Source organism: Sphingomonas sp. Leaf38 (assembly GCF_001421825.1).
GTDB lineage: Bacteria > Pseudomonadota > Alphaproteobacteria > Sphingomonadales > Sphingomonadaceae > Sphingomonas.
The window spans coordinates 364,459-380,839 of record NZ_LMLD01000012.1; the positions used below are offsets into that span (position 1 = coordinate 364,459).

The window sequence follows — 16,381 nt, forward strand, 5'->3', positions numbered from 1 at the left end:
TCGCCCTGTCCTCTCCCCCCGTCTGGCAAGCGCCAGCCACCTCCCCCTGGCGGGGGAGGATGAGTGGGTCACTTGCCCGTGCGATCCAGCGTCTGCGCGGCGATCTGCACCTTTACCGTCTGCACGACATCCGCCGCCGACGTCGCCAGCATCACGCTGTATTCGCCGCCTGCGATACGCCACCCGCCGCTCGCGACATCGAACGTCGCGAGCAGGCGCGGGTCGATCGTGACCGATACGGTCTGCTCCGTGCCCGGTGCGAGATCGACCTTGCGGAACGCGCCCAGCCGCTTCGGCGCTTCCCAGCCCGCGCCCGACACATAGACCTGCGCGACCGCCTTGCCTTGCACCGCGCCGGTGTTCTTCACCGTGAACCCGGCCTTGATGCCCTTCCCATCCGCCGCGGCGGTCAGCCCGCTCATCGCGAAGCTGGTGTAGGAGAGCCCGTAGCCGAACGGGAACAGCGGCTTGGCGCCGGTCTTGTCGAACCATTTATAGCCGACGGCCGCACCCTCGATGTCGTAATTGCCCATCGGGTGCGAATCGCGGTCGAGCTTGGGATCGCCCTCCAGCACCGGGCGCGGCGTCTGCGCAAGCGATGCGGGGAAGGTTGCGGGCAGATGCCCCGACGGATTGACCTCGCCGGTCAGCACGCGCGCGATCGCCTCTCCGCCCGCCGTGCCGGGATACCACGCCTCCAGCACCGCGCCGACCTTGCCGAGCCACGGCATGACCACCGGGCCACCGGTCTCGAGGACGACGACCGTCTTCTTGTTCGCGCGCGCGACCGCATCGATCAGCGCGTTCTGGCCATCGGGCAGGTTGAGATCGGGCACGTCGATCGACTCGCCGGTCCACTGCTCGCCGAACACGACGACGACGTCTGCCGTGCGCGCCGCCGCTGCTGCGGCCTTCACGTCCTTGCCGTCGAGATAGGTGACGGTCGCGCCGGTCCGCGCCTGCAACGCCTTCATCGGCGAGGAGGCGTGATAGGTCTTGGGCCCCGGAAAACCGCTCGGGAACGCGTCCGGCACGACGAGGCCGTTGGTCGGCGCGTTGTGCGAATAGACCTGGCTCGAGCCGCCGCCCGACAGCACGCCGACATCGGCATGCGCGCCGATCAGCAGGATCGACTTGGCGGTCTTGGCGATCGGCAACAGCCCGGCGGTGGTCTTGAGCAGGACGATGCTCTCCTCGGCATCGGCGCGCGTGACGGCGGCGTGCGCGGCATAGTCGATCTTGGTCGCCTGATCGCCGGTCACGACCGTGTCGAACGCGCCGACCGAGACCATGCCCCACAGCACGCGCCGCGCCATGTCGGTCGCGCGCGCCTCGCTGACATGGCCATTGTTGACCGCCTCGCGCAGCGCATCGGCGAAATAGGCGGAGCGATCGAACGCCCAGCCCGATTGCTGGTCGAGCCCGGCATTGGCCGCCTCGCTGGTCGAATGCGTCGCGCCCCAATCGGACATGACATAGCCCTTGAAGCCCCAGTCGCGCTTGAGGACTTTATTCAGCAGCCAGTCGTTCTCGCACGCATAATGGCCGTTAACGCGGTTGTACGCGCACATCACCGAGCCGGGCTGGCCGACTTCGTTGGCGATCTCGAACGCGAGCAGGTCGGACTGGCGCGCGGCCTGTTCGCCGATCCTGTGATCAATGTTGTTGCGGTTCGTCTCCTGTCCGTTGAACGCGTAATGCTTCATCGTCGACACGACATGCTGCGACTGGATCCCCTTGATCTCGTGGCCGGTGATGACGCCCGCCAGCAACGGATCCTCGCCGCCATATTCGAAATTGCGTCCGTTGCGCGGTTCGCGCGTCAGGTTCATCCCGCCGGCGAGCTGGACGTTGAAGCCCGACAGGAACGCCTCCCGGCCAATCATCGCGCCGCCTGCCTGTGCGAGCTCGGGGTTCCAGGTCGCCGCGGTCGCGATCCCCGACGGCAGCGAGGTGCGTAGGCGCGGCGTCGGGCCGCGCTGGCTGGCGACGCCGACGCCGGCATCGGTCTGCCACTGGTTGGGGATGCCCAGCCGCGGGATACCGGGGACGATCCCGGCCGAGGCGGCCAGACCGTCCTTGGGATAGACCCAGTTCTTGATCGGCGTCTTCAGCCAGTCGGCGCTGGTCGCGAAGTAACCGAAGGTGAGCTGCAGCTTCTCGTCGAGCGTCATCTGCTTGAGCAGCAGGTCGACACGCGCGTCCGCACTCAGACTCGTATCCATCCATGGCCGCGCCTTGGGCGCCTGGGTCCGCGCTGCCGCGGCGGCGGGCGCGTTGTTGGTCGTCTGCGCCACTGCCGGAGACAGCGCGGCAAGGATCAGCACCGCCGAGCCCGCAAGACGTCGTCCGATAGGTGCCTTGGTGCCGGATGCGATCATGAACGTCTTCTTTCTTGCTGCAGTCTGCGCTCGGATACGCGGTGCCGCCGTCGTCGCCTAGAGGCTGGCGACGATCATGCTGCACTGGTGGTTCGATGAGACGATTCATCACCCAATATTTAACGTATAGCAATGACCATGATCTTTGCTCCATGGATCAGAGTATTTCTGTGCACGATTTTACAAAGTTTGCATCCTAAATCCCCGGAAGATGGTTGAACCCAGTGTCCGACGTTGTTACGGCGTCGCCAGCCAATGGAGCTTGAAATGACTGAAGATGCTACCGACCTCAATGCCATCGAACTCGCCACCGAACTGACCATTGCCTGGCTCGGAAATCCCAATACGCGCAGCTCGGCCGATGACGTGCCTGCCTTTCTGGGCAAGATGCATGATACCGTCGCCGCATTGCTAAGCGCTACCACGGAACCCGAACCGGTCGAAGCACCCACTGAATATACGCCCGCCGTGTCGGTGCGGAAGTCGCTGGCGTCGAAGGATCACATCATTTCGATGATCGACGGAAAGTCGTACAAGACTTTGCGCCGTCACCTCGCGACGCACGGTATGACGCCCGCTGAGTACCGCGAACGCTATGGCCTGAAGCCCGATTATCCGATGGTCGCCGAGAATTATTCCGAGAGCCGTCGCGCCATGGCGAAGAAGATCGGGCTGGGTCGCAAGCCCGGTGCCCGCAAGACCGATGGTCCCGCCGCCACCGCCGCCGCCGCGCCTGCCGCGACGACGCGCAAGCGCAAGACCGAGACCGCCGCGGCCTGATCCGCGGCGCCGTCTATGGCACGAAAAAGACCGGCGTCTCGCGACGCCGGTCTTTTTGTCGATCTGAGGGTGGGCTGACGGGGTGCGTTACTTGCCGAACGTTCCTCGCCGATAAAGCAGCGTGATCGCGACGCGGCGGTTACGCGGATCGGCCGGGTCGTTGATGATCAGCGGTTCGCGGTCGGCAACACCCTCGATCCGCTCAAAGCTTCGCTCGGGGGTGCCCCCCGCCAGCAGGCGACGGCGGGTCGCCTCGGCACGACCGGACGAGAGCATCCAGTTGTTCATCGCGCGCGGGTCGCCGTAAGGCACGCTGTCGGTGTGGCCACGGATCATGATCGGGTTCTGCATCCCCCGGACCGATCCCGCGATCATTCCGATCAGCGCCGCCGCCTCCGGATCGAGCGCGGTGGTACCGCTGGCAAACATCGAGTAATTGGCGTCGTCGACCAGGTCGATCCGCATCCCGTCCTGCGTCGGCACGAAGCGGACATGGCTTTGCAACCGCGACATTCGCGCATTGCCAGACATTTCACCGAGCACGCGCCGACGCAACGCCTGAAAGTTCTTCTGGTCTTCCTTCGTCATCGCGGTGCGGTTCTTCAGCGAGCCCTTGGAACCGGTGCCAGCGGACGGTCCACCCAGCCCGGCATCGGGAATCGCGAGCTGCGCCATGCTGGTCTGGCCGGGTTTGGGACCGATGCGATTCTTGTCGAGGATCGATTCGCCGCCGAACAGCCCGCCGCCGCCGATCCCGAGCGAGCGCGTGTTGAGGATGGTCGGTGCGAAGTAATCGGCGATGCCCTTGCGCTGTTTCTCGGTGGTCGCGCCGACGATCCACAGCAACAGGAAGAACGCCATCATCGCGGTCACGAAATCGGCATAGGCAACCTTCCACGCGCCGCCATGATGGCCGCCATGCCCCTCAATATAGATCTTCTTGACGATGATCTTCGGCGGCTGGTTGGTGCCGTGCGGCGCGCGTGCGGCCACCGGATTACTTCCCTCTCAGCCCGTCGAAGACTTCGGCGAAGCCCGGCTGGTTCTTGTGCGCGATCCCCGAGCGCGCGGCCTCGATCACCAGCGGCTGCGGGTGCCCGTGCAGCGAGGCGATAATGATCTGCTTGACGACGATGTAGATCGACGCGTCGGCGTCGAGCACCTGCTTCAGCCGGTTTGCGAGGGGGGCCACCATGCCGTACGCCAACAGCACGCCCATGAACGTGCCGACCAGCGCCGAGCCGATCATGGCGCCCAGGATCGATGGCGGCTTGTCGATCGAGCCCATCGTCTTCACCACGCCAAGCACCGCGGCGACGATGCCCAGCGCGGGCAACGCATCGGCGAGGCTGGCGAGCGTGCCGTGCGCGGCCTCCTCCTCGTGGTGATGCGTCTTGATCGAGTGATCCATCACCTCCTCGACCGCGTGCACGTCGAGCGTGCCCGACGATACGACGACCAGGCGCAGCGTGTCCGCGATCAGGTTGACGAGCGCATGGTCCTTCAGGAGCTTGGGATATTCGGCGAAGACCGCGGAGGACTGCGGATCCTCGACATGCGGCTCGAGCGCGATCGGACCGTCCATGCGGAGCATCTTCATCAGCTTGCTGACGAGGAAGATGACGTCGAGATAGTCCTGCTTCTTGTACTTCGGACCCTTGAAGACCTTTCCCAGGCCCGCGCCGAGGCCTTTGAGCTCCTTGCCCGAATTACCGATGATCAGCGCGCCGGCGGCGGCGCCGCCGATGATCAGCATTTCGTGCGGGATAGCCTCCATGACGGGGCCGAGCGCACCGCCGGTGAAGGCGAATCCGCCGAACACCATGACGAGCAGAACGACGATGCCGATGACCGGAAACATGGTGTGCGAAATTCCCCCTGGGCCGACAGCGGCATTAGCGTAGCCAGAGAATTAACCGGATTTCGTAGCCAACCGGTTACCAAGGCGCCCCTGCGCGCCAATTAAATCGCTCAGCGCAGATAATCGAACAGCGACAGCGCCGAGAGCTTCGTGAAACTGGCCTGCGTTGCCGACAAAATCGTCATCGTCTTCTGCAGCTCGACGACCGTGGTGGTGATGTCGGTATCCTCGAGTCCCGACCGGGTCGCCTCGCGGTCCGCCGCGACGTCGGTGAGCCGCGCGGTTTCGAGATCGACGCGGGCGGCGCGCGCGCCGAGCGAGGCCTGCACCGTCGACACCTGATCCGACGCGGCGGCGATATCCGAGAGCGACGTGTCGAGCGCGCTCGCCTTGAAATCGTCCGACTGCAGCGCGGTCGCGATCGCCGATAGCATCGCCAGCGTGTTCGTGCCGCCCGCGATGCTTCCATCCGCCCTGGTCTTGCCGCCGACGGTAAAGACACGTGCGGCGGTTTCGTTCGTCTGGACGGTCTGGCCGTCGCCGATCGGGATTCCCGAAACCGGCTTCGCGGCGAGCGCATAGGTACCGTTGGCCGAGATCGCGACCGCGGGGGCACCATCGGCGCCGCCGAACAGGGCCTGCCCGCGTGCATCCTTGGCGTTGGCGAGGTTGGTCAGCGTCGCCACGAGGCCTGCGATCTGCTCGCCGATCGCCTTGCGGTTCGCCGCGTTCAGCGTCCCGGTCTTGGCCTGCGTCACCAGTTCGGTCGCGCTCTGAAGCTGGTCGGTGATCGCGGTAAGGCTGGTATCGCCCTGTTTCAGCACCGATTCGGCGGTGCCGAGATTGGCGACATAGGCCTTGTCGGCGACGGCATCGCGCTTGATCCCGGCAAGCCGCTGATACGCCGCACTGTCTGACGACGGCGCCGCGAGCTTGGTGCCGGTCGAGATCTGGCTCTGCAACGCCTCCGCCTTCGCGCCGAGGGCGTTGATCGACGTCGACGAGCGATCATAGAAAAGGCTGGTGGCGACCTGCATGCGCGTTACCGTAGATCGAGGATGGTCTGGAGCGTGTCGCGCGCAGTCTGGATCACGCGGCTCGACGCCTGATAGGCCTGCTGGAAGCGCAGCAGGTCGACGGCTTCGCTATCGAGATCGACGCCCGACGAGGCCGCAAGCGCGCCGACCGCGCCGTCGCGGATCGCGCCCTGCGCATCGGCGACCACCTTGCGCTGTTCGAGCGCCGCGGCGTTGCCGGCGATCAGCGTCGTCGTGCGCGCCTCAAAGCCGCCGCTGGTGCGGACCGCCTGCAACGCGGAAAGATTGGCCGCATCGCGCTTGCCGCCGGTCGCGCTCGCCGCCGCGATCCCGCGTCCGTCCGTGAGTGCAACCGAGATATCGGTCGGCGTGGTCCCGGTCGCGAACAGCGCCGCGCCGGCATTGCCGTCGAGATCCCGGCCCTGCGCCTGTACCGCGTTGATCCGGCTCGCGAAGTCGATGGCGATCGCGTTGAGCGATCCCCGCGCCGCGGCGATCCGCTGCGCGCCCTCGGCGAACCCGGCCAGCGCACCGCCGGTCGGCGACAGCGCGGAAGTGACAGCCCCGCTAGTGACCGCGAACTGCATCGCGCCCTCGTCGTTGCGCGCAACGGACGCCTGCCCGCTGTCCCCACCCGCGACGAACACCGAACCCGCAGCACCGCCGAACCGGACGGTCGTCCGCCCAAGATCGTCGAACGACGTATTGATGTCGGTGATCGTGCTCATCTGTTCGAGCATCTGGTCGCGCTGATCGGCGAGCTGCGCCGCGGTCGAGGATCCCGGCGACGTGCGGGCGATGCCGTCGTTGATCCTGGCAAGCGCCGTGCCGAGCGCATTGAGCGACTGGACCGCCTGCGTCGCGGTCATATCCAGATCGGCCGCGGCGGTATCGAGCGAACGACCGGTCGCGGTGAACGCGGCCGCGGCGGTCGCGGCAGATGCGAGCATCACCGCACGCGCCGGTTCAGAGGTCGGATCGGCGGCTAGTTTTTGCGCCGAGGTGAAGAAGCTGGTCAGGCGATCGCCGAGCTGGTTGTCGCCCAGCGCCGTCTCGATCCGGTTCATCCAGGTGACGCCGGCCTCGGTCTTCGCCAGATCGGTGCCTGCCGAGCGGACTGCCTGCGACCGGTATGCGTCGGCGCTGCGACCTATCCCCGCGATGGTGACGCCGCTGCTGCTGACCGAACTCCGCGCGTTGAGCCCACCGCCGACCGACGACACTTCGGACAGCGTCGTCGTCCGCCGGGTATAGCCCGCAGTGCCGGTGTTCGCGATGTTCTCCGACACCGTGGACAGCGCGGTCTGGTACGCGCGCACGCCCGAGGCGCCGATCGAAAGGAGATCGCTCATGGCGGCGAGTCTGCCGCGCCCTGGTTAAGATCGGATTGAGATTTCGCGAGAAAATCGGTCATCGCCTTGCCGATGCCGAGCGGCGTGTGCTCGGCCATCGACTTGGCGATCAACCCGTCCTGCATGTCGGTGAAGGTGTCGATCGCCTTCGAATCGAACAGCGGATCGGCGAGTTTGGCCTGACGCATGCTCTTCAGCATCATGCCCGTGAAGACAGCCTCGAACTTCTGACCTGCCTTTTCGAGATTGTCCTTCGACTGGAGGCGGCTCGTGTCGCTCGAGATGCCGGTCGTGGGGGCGGGCGCGTCGAGCGGGCTCACAGGACGATCAGCTCGGCCTTGAGCGCGCCGGCTTCCTTGAGCGCCTCGAGGATCGCGACCAAATCGGCCGGCGAGGCGCCGATCGCGTTGACCGCCTTGACGATGTCGGCGAGCTTGGGGCCGGGCGCGAGCAGGAACATCGGGCGACGCTCCTCCTCGACCGCGACCGCGCTGTTCGGCGTGACGACGGTCTGGCCGCCGCTGAAGGGCGCCGGCTGGCTGACCTGCGGCTTCTCGTCGATCCGCACCGTCATCTTGCCGTGCGTGATCGCCGCCGGGCCGACCCGGACCGCCGAATTGATGACGACGGTGCCGGTGCGGGCGTTGACGATCACCTTGGCCGACGGTTCGGCGGAGACAACGTCGAGATTCTCGATCGTCGACATCAGCGTGGCGCGGACGTCGGCGCCGACCGGCGCGCGCACCGCGACGGAGACGGCGTCGATCGCCTGCGCGCTGCCCAGGCCGAGTTTCGAGTTGATCGCGCCGGCGACGTTCTGCGCGGTGGTGAAATCGGCGCGCGCGAGATTGAAGGTGAGCGTCGGCGCGCTGTCGAACCCGGTTGCGACCGCGCGTTCGACGGTGGCCCCCTCGGGGATGCGCCCCGTCGAGGGCACGTTGACGACGATCTTCGACCCGTCCGCGCCTTCCGCGCCGAGCCCGCCGACCGCGAGGTTGCCCTGCGCCATCGCGTAGATCTGGTTGTCGGCCCCCAGCAGCGGGGTCATGATCAGGCTGCCGCCGCGCAGCGACTTGGCCTTCCCCATAGACGCGACGGTGATGTCGAGCCGCTGGCCGGGCTTGGCGAACGGCGGCAGCTCGGCGGTGATCATCACGACCGCCGCGTTCTTCATGCCCGGGTTCGCGGACGGCGGCAGCTGCAGGCCGAAGCGCGAGGCGACGGCTTTCAGCGACTGTACGGTATATTCGAGATTGTCGTCGCCCGTGCCGGGCAGGCCGACGACGATGCCGTAGCCGGTCAACTGGTTCGATCGGATACCCTGGAACCCGCCAAGGTCCTTGATGCGGTCGGCGGAGGCCGGCGCGGCGATCAGGAGCGATGCCAGCGCGAGGACAAGCCACCCTGCCGTTCGTGTCGAGTAGCGACCAAGCGTGTCGAGAGCTCGTATCGCGATACAGGCCCCTCGATACGCCATTTCGACAAGCTCGATGGCTACCGGGGACGAACGGAATTTTGGGCAGAATGTGCGCGCGCGCATGAGCATTACCATCAAAACGGGCTGACGACGGAGAAGAAGCGGCTGAGCCACCCCTGGCGGCCAGCGCGGGCGACGTCGCCCTTGCCGGTGTACGAGATCTGCGCGTCGGCGACGCGCGTCGACAGCACGCGGTTGTCGCGGTCGACATCGGCGGTGCGGACGAGGCCCTTGATCTTGAGGAATTCATCGCCGCGGTTCAGTGTGACGCGCTTCTGGCCCTGCACCAGCATCGTGCCGTTCGGATAAACCTCGGCGACGGTGACGCTGACTTCGCCCGACAGCGAGTTCGCCTGGTCGGCGGCACCGGTGCCGTTGAAGGTGCGCCCGCCGCTGAGCGTCGCATCGGTCTTGTTGAACAGGTTGAGGAACCCGGTGGTCGGCGGCGTGATCGTTCCCGAGCCATTGCTGTCGAGTTTCGAGCCCGACGACTTCGACGCGGCGGTCCGCTCAACGAGCACGATCGTCAGCGGATCGCCGACCTTGCGCGCACGCCACCCTTCATACAGGGCCGCATAGCCGTCCTGCGCCTGAAAGATCGAGCCGGTGGCCACGACCGGCACCGGCGCGACCGGCAAAGGCCGCGCGACCGAAAAATCCTCGGGCGGCGCCTTCTTGCCGAAGATGCCGGCGTCCGCCGGTTGCGGGGTCATCCCCGCGACGATCAGCGCGCCGGCGATCGCCGCCAGCGTGATCTCGATCCAGTGTGCGCCGAAGCGGAACGGCGTGGGTGCCTTGGATGCCATGATGTGCCCGGAAATCAGAGGTTCTGGTTGACGTATTTGAGCATGTCGTCAGTCGCCGAGATCATCTTCGAATTGACCTCGTACGCGCGCTGCGTCTCGATCATGTCGACCAGTTCCTCGACGACGTTGACGTTCGACGCCTCGAGCATGCCCTGCTTGATCCCGCCGCGACCGTCCTGCCCGGCGATGCCGACATTGGCCGCGCCGCTCGCCGCGGTCTCGACGAGATAGTTGTCGCCGGTCGCCTGAAGCCCTGCGCCGTTCGGGAAGCTCGCGACCTGGATCTGGCCGATCTGCGACGCCTCGGTCTGGCCGGGTACGGTCGCCGACACGGTGCCGTCGCGGCCGATCGTGATCCCCGTCGTCCCCTCGGGGACGGTGATGCCGGGCTGCACCTGATAGCCTTCGCTGGTGACCAGCAGGCCCTCGGCGGAGCGCGAGAAATTGCCCGCGCGGGTGTAGCCGAGCGTGCCGCCGGGCATCTGCACCTGGAAATAGCCGTCGCCGTCGAGCGCGAGGTCGAGGCTGTTGCCGGTCGTCTGCATCGCGCCCTGCGTGTCCATCCGCGCGGTGCCCTGGATGCGGACGCCGGTGCCGAGATTCAGGCCGGTCGCGTACTTGGTCTCGGCGGTGCTTTGCGTGCCGGGCGTCGTAACGGTCTGGTAGGCGAGCGTCTCGAACGCCGCGCGGTCCTTCTTGAAGCCCGTGGTGTTCACGTTGGCAAGATTGTTCGAGATGACTCGCATGCGCATGTCCTGGGCGTCGAGCCCGGTGCGCGCGATATGCATGGCTGCGGATGACATTCGTCTGTTCCTTCTAGCTCGGCAGGCGCATCAGCGATGCACCGCTTTCGTCGATTTCCTTGGCGGATTTCATCATGTTGGCCTGGACTTCGTAGGACCGCTGGTTCTCGATCATGTCGACCAGCGCCTGAGTCATGTTGACGTTCGATCCCTCGACCGCACCGCCCTGGACCCTCGCGTCGAGATCCTCTGGCAACGCCCCCCCGCCGCGCACGCGCAGCAGATTGTCGAGGCCCTTGACCGTGTCTGATCCCTTGGTGTCGGCGAGCTTGAGCTTATCGATGACCTGCGGCGCGTTGGCGTCGCCGCCCTGCGGCACGATCGAGATCGTCCCGTCGCCGGCGATCGTCAGCGACTGGTAGGGCGGCAGGGTGATCGGCCCCCCCGAGCCGATCACCGGATGCCCGTCGCCGGTCTGAAGCACGCCCGACGGCGCGACCTCCAGATCGCCGCGGCGGGTATAGGCCTCGGAGCCATCCGATGCCTGCACCGCCAGCCATGCGGTGGTGCCGGTGATCGCGATGTCGAGCGGTCGCCCGGTCAGCTGGATCGCCCCGGGTGCACGGTCCGCATCGGTCACCTCTTCCGAGGTCGGCGCGCGCGCCTCGATCGTCGAGCCGTCGCCCTTCAGGTCGAGCCGGTCGAACACCACGCGATCGGCACGGAATCCGGTGGTCGACGCGTTCGCCATGTTGTTGGCGATCGCCGCCTGCGCCGCCATGTGCGCGCGCAGACCCGTCGCCGCGGTGTAGACCAGCTTGTCCATTCAGGTTCCTCCCGCTCGCTCTTGCTTAGCTGCGGATGTTGAAGATGGTTTCGGAGATCTGATTGGCAGTATCCAAGGCCTTCGAGTTCGCCTGGAAGTTGCGCTGAGCCGCGATCAGATTGACCAGCTCCTCGGTGATATCGACGTTCGCCCCCTCGATCGTCCCCGACATCAGCTTGCCGAAACCGTTGGTGTCCGCCGAGCCGAGCTTTGCCTCGCCCGAAATGCCGGTCGACGACCAATAGCTGCTGCCAAGCTGCCGCAGTCCTTCGGGATTCGCGAAATTGGCCAGCATCACCTGCCCCAGCACCTGCGTGTCGCCGTTCGAGAAACTGGCATTGACCATGCCCTTCTCATCGACGGTGACGCCTTGGATCTGGCCGACCGCCTTGCCGTCCTGCGAACGCGAGGCGACGTTGAACGCACTCGACAATTGCGTCGTGCCAGCGCCGAAGGTGAAATCGATCTGCTGGGGATCGGTCGAGCTCGCGGTGGTGAACTCGTCATATTTGATGGTTGCGGCAGGCGCGGTCATCTTGCCCGTCGCATCGAACGTCATCGTCGTGCCCTTGGCGCTCTCCGTCGTCAGTTCCTTGTCGCCGACGAAGCTGCGGACCTCCCAGCTGCTGGCCGCATTGGCATCGGTCGGGGCCGAGATGCGCTTGAAATAATTCGTCAGCGTCATCGCGTTGCCCGACGCGTCATAGACGGTGGTCTGCGCGGACTGGTTGTAGCTCGATGGATCGAACCGGTCGAACGTCGCCGTCGGCGGGACCGCCGAGTTCGCGTTGAGGTTCACCGTCATCGTGACCGCCTTGGTAGGGACCGGCGTACCGCTCGTCTCGGGCAGGCGCAGACTGAGCGCGGAATCGACGCCGGTCGCAACCACGGTGCCCGAGCCATCGACCGGGAACACCTGAAGATGCGACCCCTGCTTATCGACCACGTAGCGGTTGGAATCGACCAGGAAGCCACCGTTGCGCGTGTAGTTGACGGTCGCCGACTCCGCGTTCGGCTTGACCGCGAAGAAACCGTCGCCCGACACGGCGAGATCAAGGCTGTTCGACGACTGGATCAGATTGCCTTGCGAGAATTGCTGGCGGTTGGCCTTGACGACCGCACCCGAACCGATCTGCTGCGACGGCGCCTGCGACACGCTCGACGCGATCACGTCGGCGAATTCGGTGCGGCTCTTCTTGAAGCCGTTGGTCGCGACGTTCGCAAGGTTGTGCGAGATCGTCGACATTTCGGTCTGGGATGCCTGCAGACCGGAGAGCGAGGTGTAGAAGGACATGGCGGTTTAGCTCCTGGAAACTTTGGGGTCAGCCGATCTGGCGGATGGCGGTGGCGGGGATTTCGCCAAGGCCGGAAAGCGTGAGGATGGCAGCGCCGGTGGTGGTCGACACCGACTGGACGGGCGCCCAGACCAGGCCCGTCGCGGCGACCGTGGTGCCGGCGTTCTGCGCGGCGACCACGACCGTGAACGGGCCGCTGCCCGCGTCCGCACCTGCGCTGTCCTTGCCGTCCCAGTCGTAGCCGATCGTGCCCTTGGCCTGCTTGCCGAGCGACATGGTCTTCAGGACCGCGCCGTTCGCGTCGCTGATCGTGACGTTGACCTCGGTCGCGGCACCGGCCAGCTCGACCGACCCGGCGATGCCACCGGCCGCGCGGCCGTAGGCGGTGCCGCCCGCGGTCAGGACGGTCTTGCCGACATAGCCCATCGCTTCGCTGGTGCTGGTGACGCCCAGCTTGTCGGCGATCGCCTTCATCGTCGAGTTCATCTCGGAGATGCCCGAGGTGGTCGAGATCTGTGCCATCTGCGCGACCATCTGGGTGTTGTCGACCGGGTTGAACGGGTCCTGGTTCTGCATCTGCGCGGTCATCAGCTTCAGGAAGTCGGACTGGCCGAGCGCGCTGGACGACTTGGTCGTGGTCGCCGCCGCGGCCGACGAGGAACGCGTGATGCCGAGGTTGGACAGTGTGGTGTCGAAGGAGGTTGCCATGATCAGCGGCCTAGCTTGAGGGTATCGATGATGAGCGACTTCGCCGTGTTCATCACTTCGATGTTGTTCTGGTAGCTGCGTGCGGTCTCCATCATGTCGACCATCTCGCGGGTTTCATCGACCGCCGCCTCGAAGATGTTGCCATCCTTGTCGGCCATCGGATTGTCGGGATCGTAGCGCTTGGTCGGCGCATCGCCCGCGGTGACGACGCGTTCGACATCGACCGTCGACATGCCGCTCAGCCGGTCGAAGCTGGTACGGAACACCGGCTTCATCGTCTTGTAGGCGGTCTCTGCCGAACCGGTGGTACCGCCGGCATTGGCGAGGTTCGACGCGGTCGTGTTCATCCGGACGAGCTGCGCGGACATCGCGCGGCCGGCCACCTGGAAAATCGTCATGGGCTGACCGGACATCTTATTCCCCCTTCAGCGCGCGCGTGATCTGGCCGATCCGCCCGTTCAGGAACGACAAGGTCGTCTGATACTGGACGGCGTTCTCGGCGAAGGCGGTCTGCTCCTGGCTCAGCTCGACGGTGTTGCCATCCATCGAGGTCTGCGTCGGGATACGGTATTTCGTGGCGCCGCCGGTGCCGCCGTCATGCTCGACGGACGCGAGCGCCGACTGGAAATCGATGTCACGCGCCTTGAAGCCGGGCGTCGAGGCGTTGGCGATGTTCGACGCCAGCACACCCATGCGTTGCGAGCGCACCTCGAGTGCTGCCCCATGAACTCCGAAAAGCGTGTCGCCTGACACAGGCCCGTCTCCTGGCGCACCCATTGCGCAACCGGACATAAGCAATGGCTGTGCCAGTTTGCGCGGCAAGGGCGGGGGACGGTCGTTTGCCGGGTGGCGGCAGATGGGCGGCAAGGCGAACGGCAAGCGATTGCCGGTACGGTGGGGGTGAGCGGCAATCGGGTTGCCGGCCGGCTGGTTCAAGGTGGCAAACCGGACTGGGGGCCCTCACTGTCACGATGTGGCCCCGCGAAGGCGAGGACCCAGACTGGGCTCCCGCCTTCGCGGGAGAACAAGGAGACGAAGGGTGTCGCGGCTCCCATCCACCACTCTGGCGGAGGCCGGAGCTCGGTTGGAAAGTTGGCAGTAACGAAGCGCAGCCTCAGTTGGCGACGTCCCCCAATTGGGCCCCGGCCTCCGCCGGGGTGGTGCTTGTGGGCATCGCTCATGCGCGAGACGCTTGCGCTACCCACTCCGTCACCCCGCACTTGTTCCGATGTGTCCTCGCGAAGGCGGGCACCCAGGCTGGGCTCCCGCCTTCGCGGGAGAACATGGGGCGGAGGGTTTCGCTGGTCATGTCCAACAACCCGGCGGAGGCCGGGGTGGCGCGGATAGGGTGCGCTCGTATCCGGAGCGGCTAACCCCGCTCGATCTGGCCCATCCCTTGCATCACCCCCCGCACATGATCACGCTCGCCCAATTCCTCGACCCTGCAGCGCTCGCCATCGTCGGTGGTGGTACGATGCTGGCCGTCGTCCTCCGCACGCCGTTGCGCGATCTCGGCCGCGCCCTCGCGGCGATGACGACGCTCGGCCGCGGCCGGTTCGACGCCGACCCGCTCCTCCTCCAGATCACCGCGCTCGCCCGTATCGCCAGGCGCCACGGCGTGATGGCGCTCGATCGCTCGGTCATCACCGATGCCGACGTCGCCGCCGGGATCGCTGCGATCGTCGACGGGGCCTCCGCAACGGACGTCGCAACGCTCGTCCAGCACCGCCGTCGCGCTCGCATCGAGCGTCACGTCGCCGCCGCCGACGTCTGGGCGGGTGCCGCCGAAATCGCACCGGCGATGGGGATGGTCGGCACGCTGATCGGCCTTGCGCAGATGTTCGCGACGATGAGCGATCCCGGCGCGATCGGCGGCGCGATGGCGGTCGCGTTGCTCGCAACGCTCTATGGTGCGCTGCTCGCGAACCTGCTCTTCATGCCGATTGCCAACCGGCTGCGCACGCAAGGGCGCAACGAAGCCTTCGAGCGCGCGCGGATCGAAGCCCCGCTCGTGGCGCTCGCCGAACGCGAGACGCCGCGCGGTTATGGCGCGCCTGTTACGCCACCGACGCTGGCAACCGTCGCGTGAACGCCAGCGAATATCCCGACGCGCCGACCGGCAAGCCACTCTGGCTCATCACGCTCGCCGACCTCGCTCTGCTGCTGGTCGGCTTCCTCGTTCTCCTCCAGGCGACCCAGCATATCGGCGGCGCCGGTCTGTCGAAACGGGATCTCGCCAACGGTATCCGCGAAGGCTTTGGCGCAAACGATACCGAACCTGCGCCGATGCCCGTCGCCGCCGCTGGCGTCCTCGATTTCGCAGCCGGCTCGGCGATCCTGCCGACGACGCCCGGCGCGCTCGTCGCCTGGGCCCGCGAAGCCGCGCGTGATCCGCGCGTGATGCTCACCGTCACCGGCTCCACCGACGGCACGCCCGCGGATGTCGACCGGGTCACCGGTAGCCGCGCAGTCCTTGCCGCCGACCGTGCGCGTACCGTCGCCGCCGCGCTCGCCGCTGTTGCCCCCTCTCGCGTTGCAATCGTCACCGCCACCAAACCCGGCCGTCGCGCCGCCATCGTCTCCGTCGCCTTTGTCGGCGACCCGCTGAGGACAACCCCATGATCCTTCCGTTCCTGCTCATGGCCGCGAGCTTCCAGGATACCGCCACGCTCGACGCCTCGGTAGCCGCCTTTACTGGCCGCCCGACCGGCGCCGAGGGTGGCGCGCGCGCGCCGGTGGACGCGCGGTTGCGGCTCGCGACCTGCCCGACCGTGTCGCTCTCGTGGCGCACCGAACAGCATGATGCGGTGGTCGTATCGTGCGCCGGGCCCGCCTGGCGGATCTTCGTTCCCGTCATCCGGCCGGCAAACGCCCCGGCCGCGATCGGCCCTGCATTCGTCCCCGTGATCAAGGCGGCACCGGTCATCAAGCGTGGCGATCCGATCGTCATCGAGGCGGGAACCGAAGGGTTTTCGATCAGCCGTGAAGGCGTCGCGATGGGCGATGCCCCCCCTGGCGGCCGCTTCATGGTCAAGGTCGACGACACACGCACACCGGTCCAGGCAATCGCGGTCGAGGCGGGGCGCGCGACGCTTCCGGGCTGGTCGAACTAATT

General features: G+C 66.5%; 18 protein-coding genes. 4 read left to right on the forward strand and 14 right to left on the reverse strand.

What is annotated here, in order from left to right; all coding sequences use genetic code 11:
* Positions 1-68: 68 nt before the first annotated feature.
* Positions 69-2,381, reverse strand: coding sequence for a glycoside hydrolase family 3 C-terminal domain-containing protein (locus ASE88_RS17195; RefSeq protein WP_056480228.1), 2,313 nt, complete (start codon positions 2,379-2,381; stop codon positions 69-71).
* A 267-nt stretch (positions 2,382-2,648) separates the two neighbouring features.
* On the opposite strand from ASE88_RS17195, the gene ASE88_RS17200 reads away from it, so the two are divergent.
* Positions 2,649-3,161 (forward strand): MucR family transcriptional regulator, encoded by a 513-nt coding sequence (locus ASE88_RS17200; protein ID WP_055882386.1) that lies wholly within the window; start codon positions 2,649-2,651, stop codon positions 3,159-3,161.
* 87 nt (positions 3,162-3,248) lie between these two features.
* Here ASE88_RS17200 and ASE88_RS17205 read toward each other — a convergent pair whose 3' ends face one another.
* The 13 genes from ASE88_RS17205 to ASE88_RS17265 form a co-directional block, all read right to left on the reverse strand.
* Positions 3,249-4,154, reverse strand: a complete 906-nt coding sequence (locus tag ASE88_RS17205; protein ID WP_055881652.1) for a flagellar motor protein MotB — start codon at positions 4,152-4,154, stop codon at positions 3,249-3,251.
* 4 nt (positions 4,155-4,158) lie between these two features.
* On the reverse strand, positions 4,159-5,022 hold the full coding sequence (gene motA, locus ASE88_RS17210) for a flagellar motor stator protein MotA (protein WP_055881656.1): 864 nt from the start codon (positions 5,020-5,022) through the stop codon (positions 4,159-4,161).
* 110 nt (positions 5,023-5,132) lie between these two features.
* Positions 5,133-6,059, reverse strand: coding sequence for a flagellin (locus tag ASE88_RS17215; protein ID WP_056480232.1), 927 nt, complete (start codon positions 6,057-6,059; stop codon positions 5,133-5,135).
* A 5-nt stretch (positions 6,060-6,064) separates the two neighbouring features.
* Entirely contained in the window at positions 6,065-7,411 is a 1,347-nt protein-coding gene (flgK, locus tag ASE88_RS17220) for a flagellar hook-associated protein FlgK (protein ID WP_056480236.1), read from the reverse strand.
* Entirely contained in the window at positions 7,408-7,731 is a 324-nt protein-coding gene (locus tag ASE88_RS19040; protein ID WP_055881665.1) for a rod-binding protein, read from the reverse strand. The genes flgK and ASE88_RS19040 overlap by 4 nt, the downstream gene beginning before the upstream one ends.
* Positions 7,728-8,888: a flagellar basal body P-ring protein FlgI gene (locus tag ASE88_RS17230; protein WP_056480238.1), complete on the reverse strand. Its 1,161-nt coding sequence runs from the start codon at positions 8,886-8,888 to the stop codon at positions 7,728-7,730. Before ASE88_RS17230 ends, ASE88_RS19040 begins: the two co-directional genes overlap by 4 nt.
* 74 nt (positions 8,889-8,962) lie before the next feature.
* Positions 8,963-9,694 (reverse strand): flagellar basal body L-ring protein FlgH, encoded by a 732-nt coding sequence (locus tag ASE88_RS17235; protein WP_055881670.1) that lies wholly within the window; start codon positions 9,692-9,694, stop codon positions 8,963-8,965.
* 14 nt (positions 9,695-9,708) lie between these two features.
* The gene (gene flgG, locus ASE88_RS17240) at positions 9,709-10,497 is read right to left on the reverse strand and encodes a flagellar basal-body rod protein FlgG (protein ID WP_056480241.1); all 789 of its coding nucleotides are present in this window, start codon (positions 10,495-10,497) and stop codon (positions 9,709-9,711) included.
* A gap of 13 nt (positions 10,498-10,510) precedes the next feature.
* Positions 10,511-11,263: a flagellar basal body rod protein FlgF gene (locus tag ASE88_RS17245; protein ID WP_055881674.1), complete on the reverse strand. Its 753-nt coding sequence runs from the start codon at positions 11,261-11,263 to the stop codon at positions 10,511-10,513.
* A 25-nt stretch (positions 11,264-11,288) separates the two neighbouring features.
* Positions 11,289-12,557: a flagellar hook protein FlgE gene (locus tag ASE88_RS17250; RefSeq protein WP_056480244.1), complete on the reverse strand. Its 1,269-nt coding sequence runs from the start codon at positions 12,555-12,557 to the stop codon at positions 11,289-11,291.
* A 28-nt stretch (positions 12,558-12,585) separates the two neighbouring features.
* The gene (locus ASE88_RS17255; RefSeq protein ID WP_056480247.1) at positions 12,586-13,266 is read right to left on the reverse strand and encodes a flagellar hook assembly protein FlgD; all 681 of its coding nucleotides are present in this window, start codon (positions 13,264-13,266) and stop codon (positions 12,586-12,588) included.
* Between the two features lie 2 nt (positions 13,267-13,268).
* Positions 13,269-13,679: a flagellar basal body rod protein FlgC gene (flgC, locus tag ASE88_RS17260; RefSeq protein WP_056480250.1), complete on the reverse strand. Its 411-nt coding sequence runs from the start codon at positions 13,677-13,679 to the stop codon at positions 13,269-13,271.
* Position 13,680: 1 nt separating this feature from the next.
* Complete coding sequence (locus ASE88_RS17265; RefSeq protein WP_268795231.1) at positions 13,681-14,019, reverse strand: flagellar basal body rod protein FlgB; 339 nt, start codon at positions 14,017-14,019, stop codon at positions 13,681-13,683.
* A 661-nt stretch (positions 14,020-14,680) separates the two neighbouring features.
* Between ASE88_RS17265 and ASE88_RS17270 the strand changes: the two genes are divergently transcribed.
* Genes ASE88_RS17270 through ASE88_RS17280 form a run of 3 tightly spaced genes read left to right on the forward strand, consistent with a single transcriptional unit; the run spans position 14,681 to position 16,379 of the window.
* Positions 14,681-15,355 carry a motility protein A gene (locus ASE88_RS17270; RefSeq protein ID WP_082466623.1) on the forward strand — a complete coding sequence of 225 codons (675 nt, stop codon included), beginning with the start codon at positions 14,681-14,683 and terminating at the stop codon, positions 15,353-15,355.
* Positions 15,352-15,888 carry a hypothetical protein gene (locus ASE88_RS17275; RefSeq protein WP_055881687.1) on the forward strand — a complete coding sequence of 179 codons (537 nt, stop codon included), beginning with the start codon at positions 15,352-15,354 and terminating at the stop codon, positions 15,886-15,888. Before ASE88_RS17270 ends, ASE88_RS17275 begins: the two co-directional genes overlap by 4 nt.
* Complete coding sequence (locus ASE88_RS17280) at positions 15,885-16,379, forward strand: flagella basal body P-ring formation protein FlgA (protein WP_056480252.1); 495 nt, start codon at positions 15,885-15,887, stop codon at positions 16,377-16,379. The genes ASE88_RS17275 and ASE88_RS17280 overlap by 4 nt, the downstream gene beginning before the upstream one ends.
* Positions 16,380-16,381 lie beyond the last annotated feature (2 nt).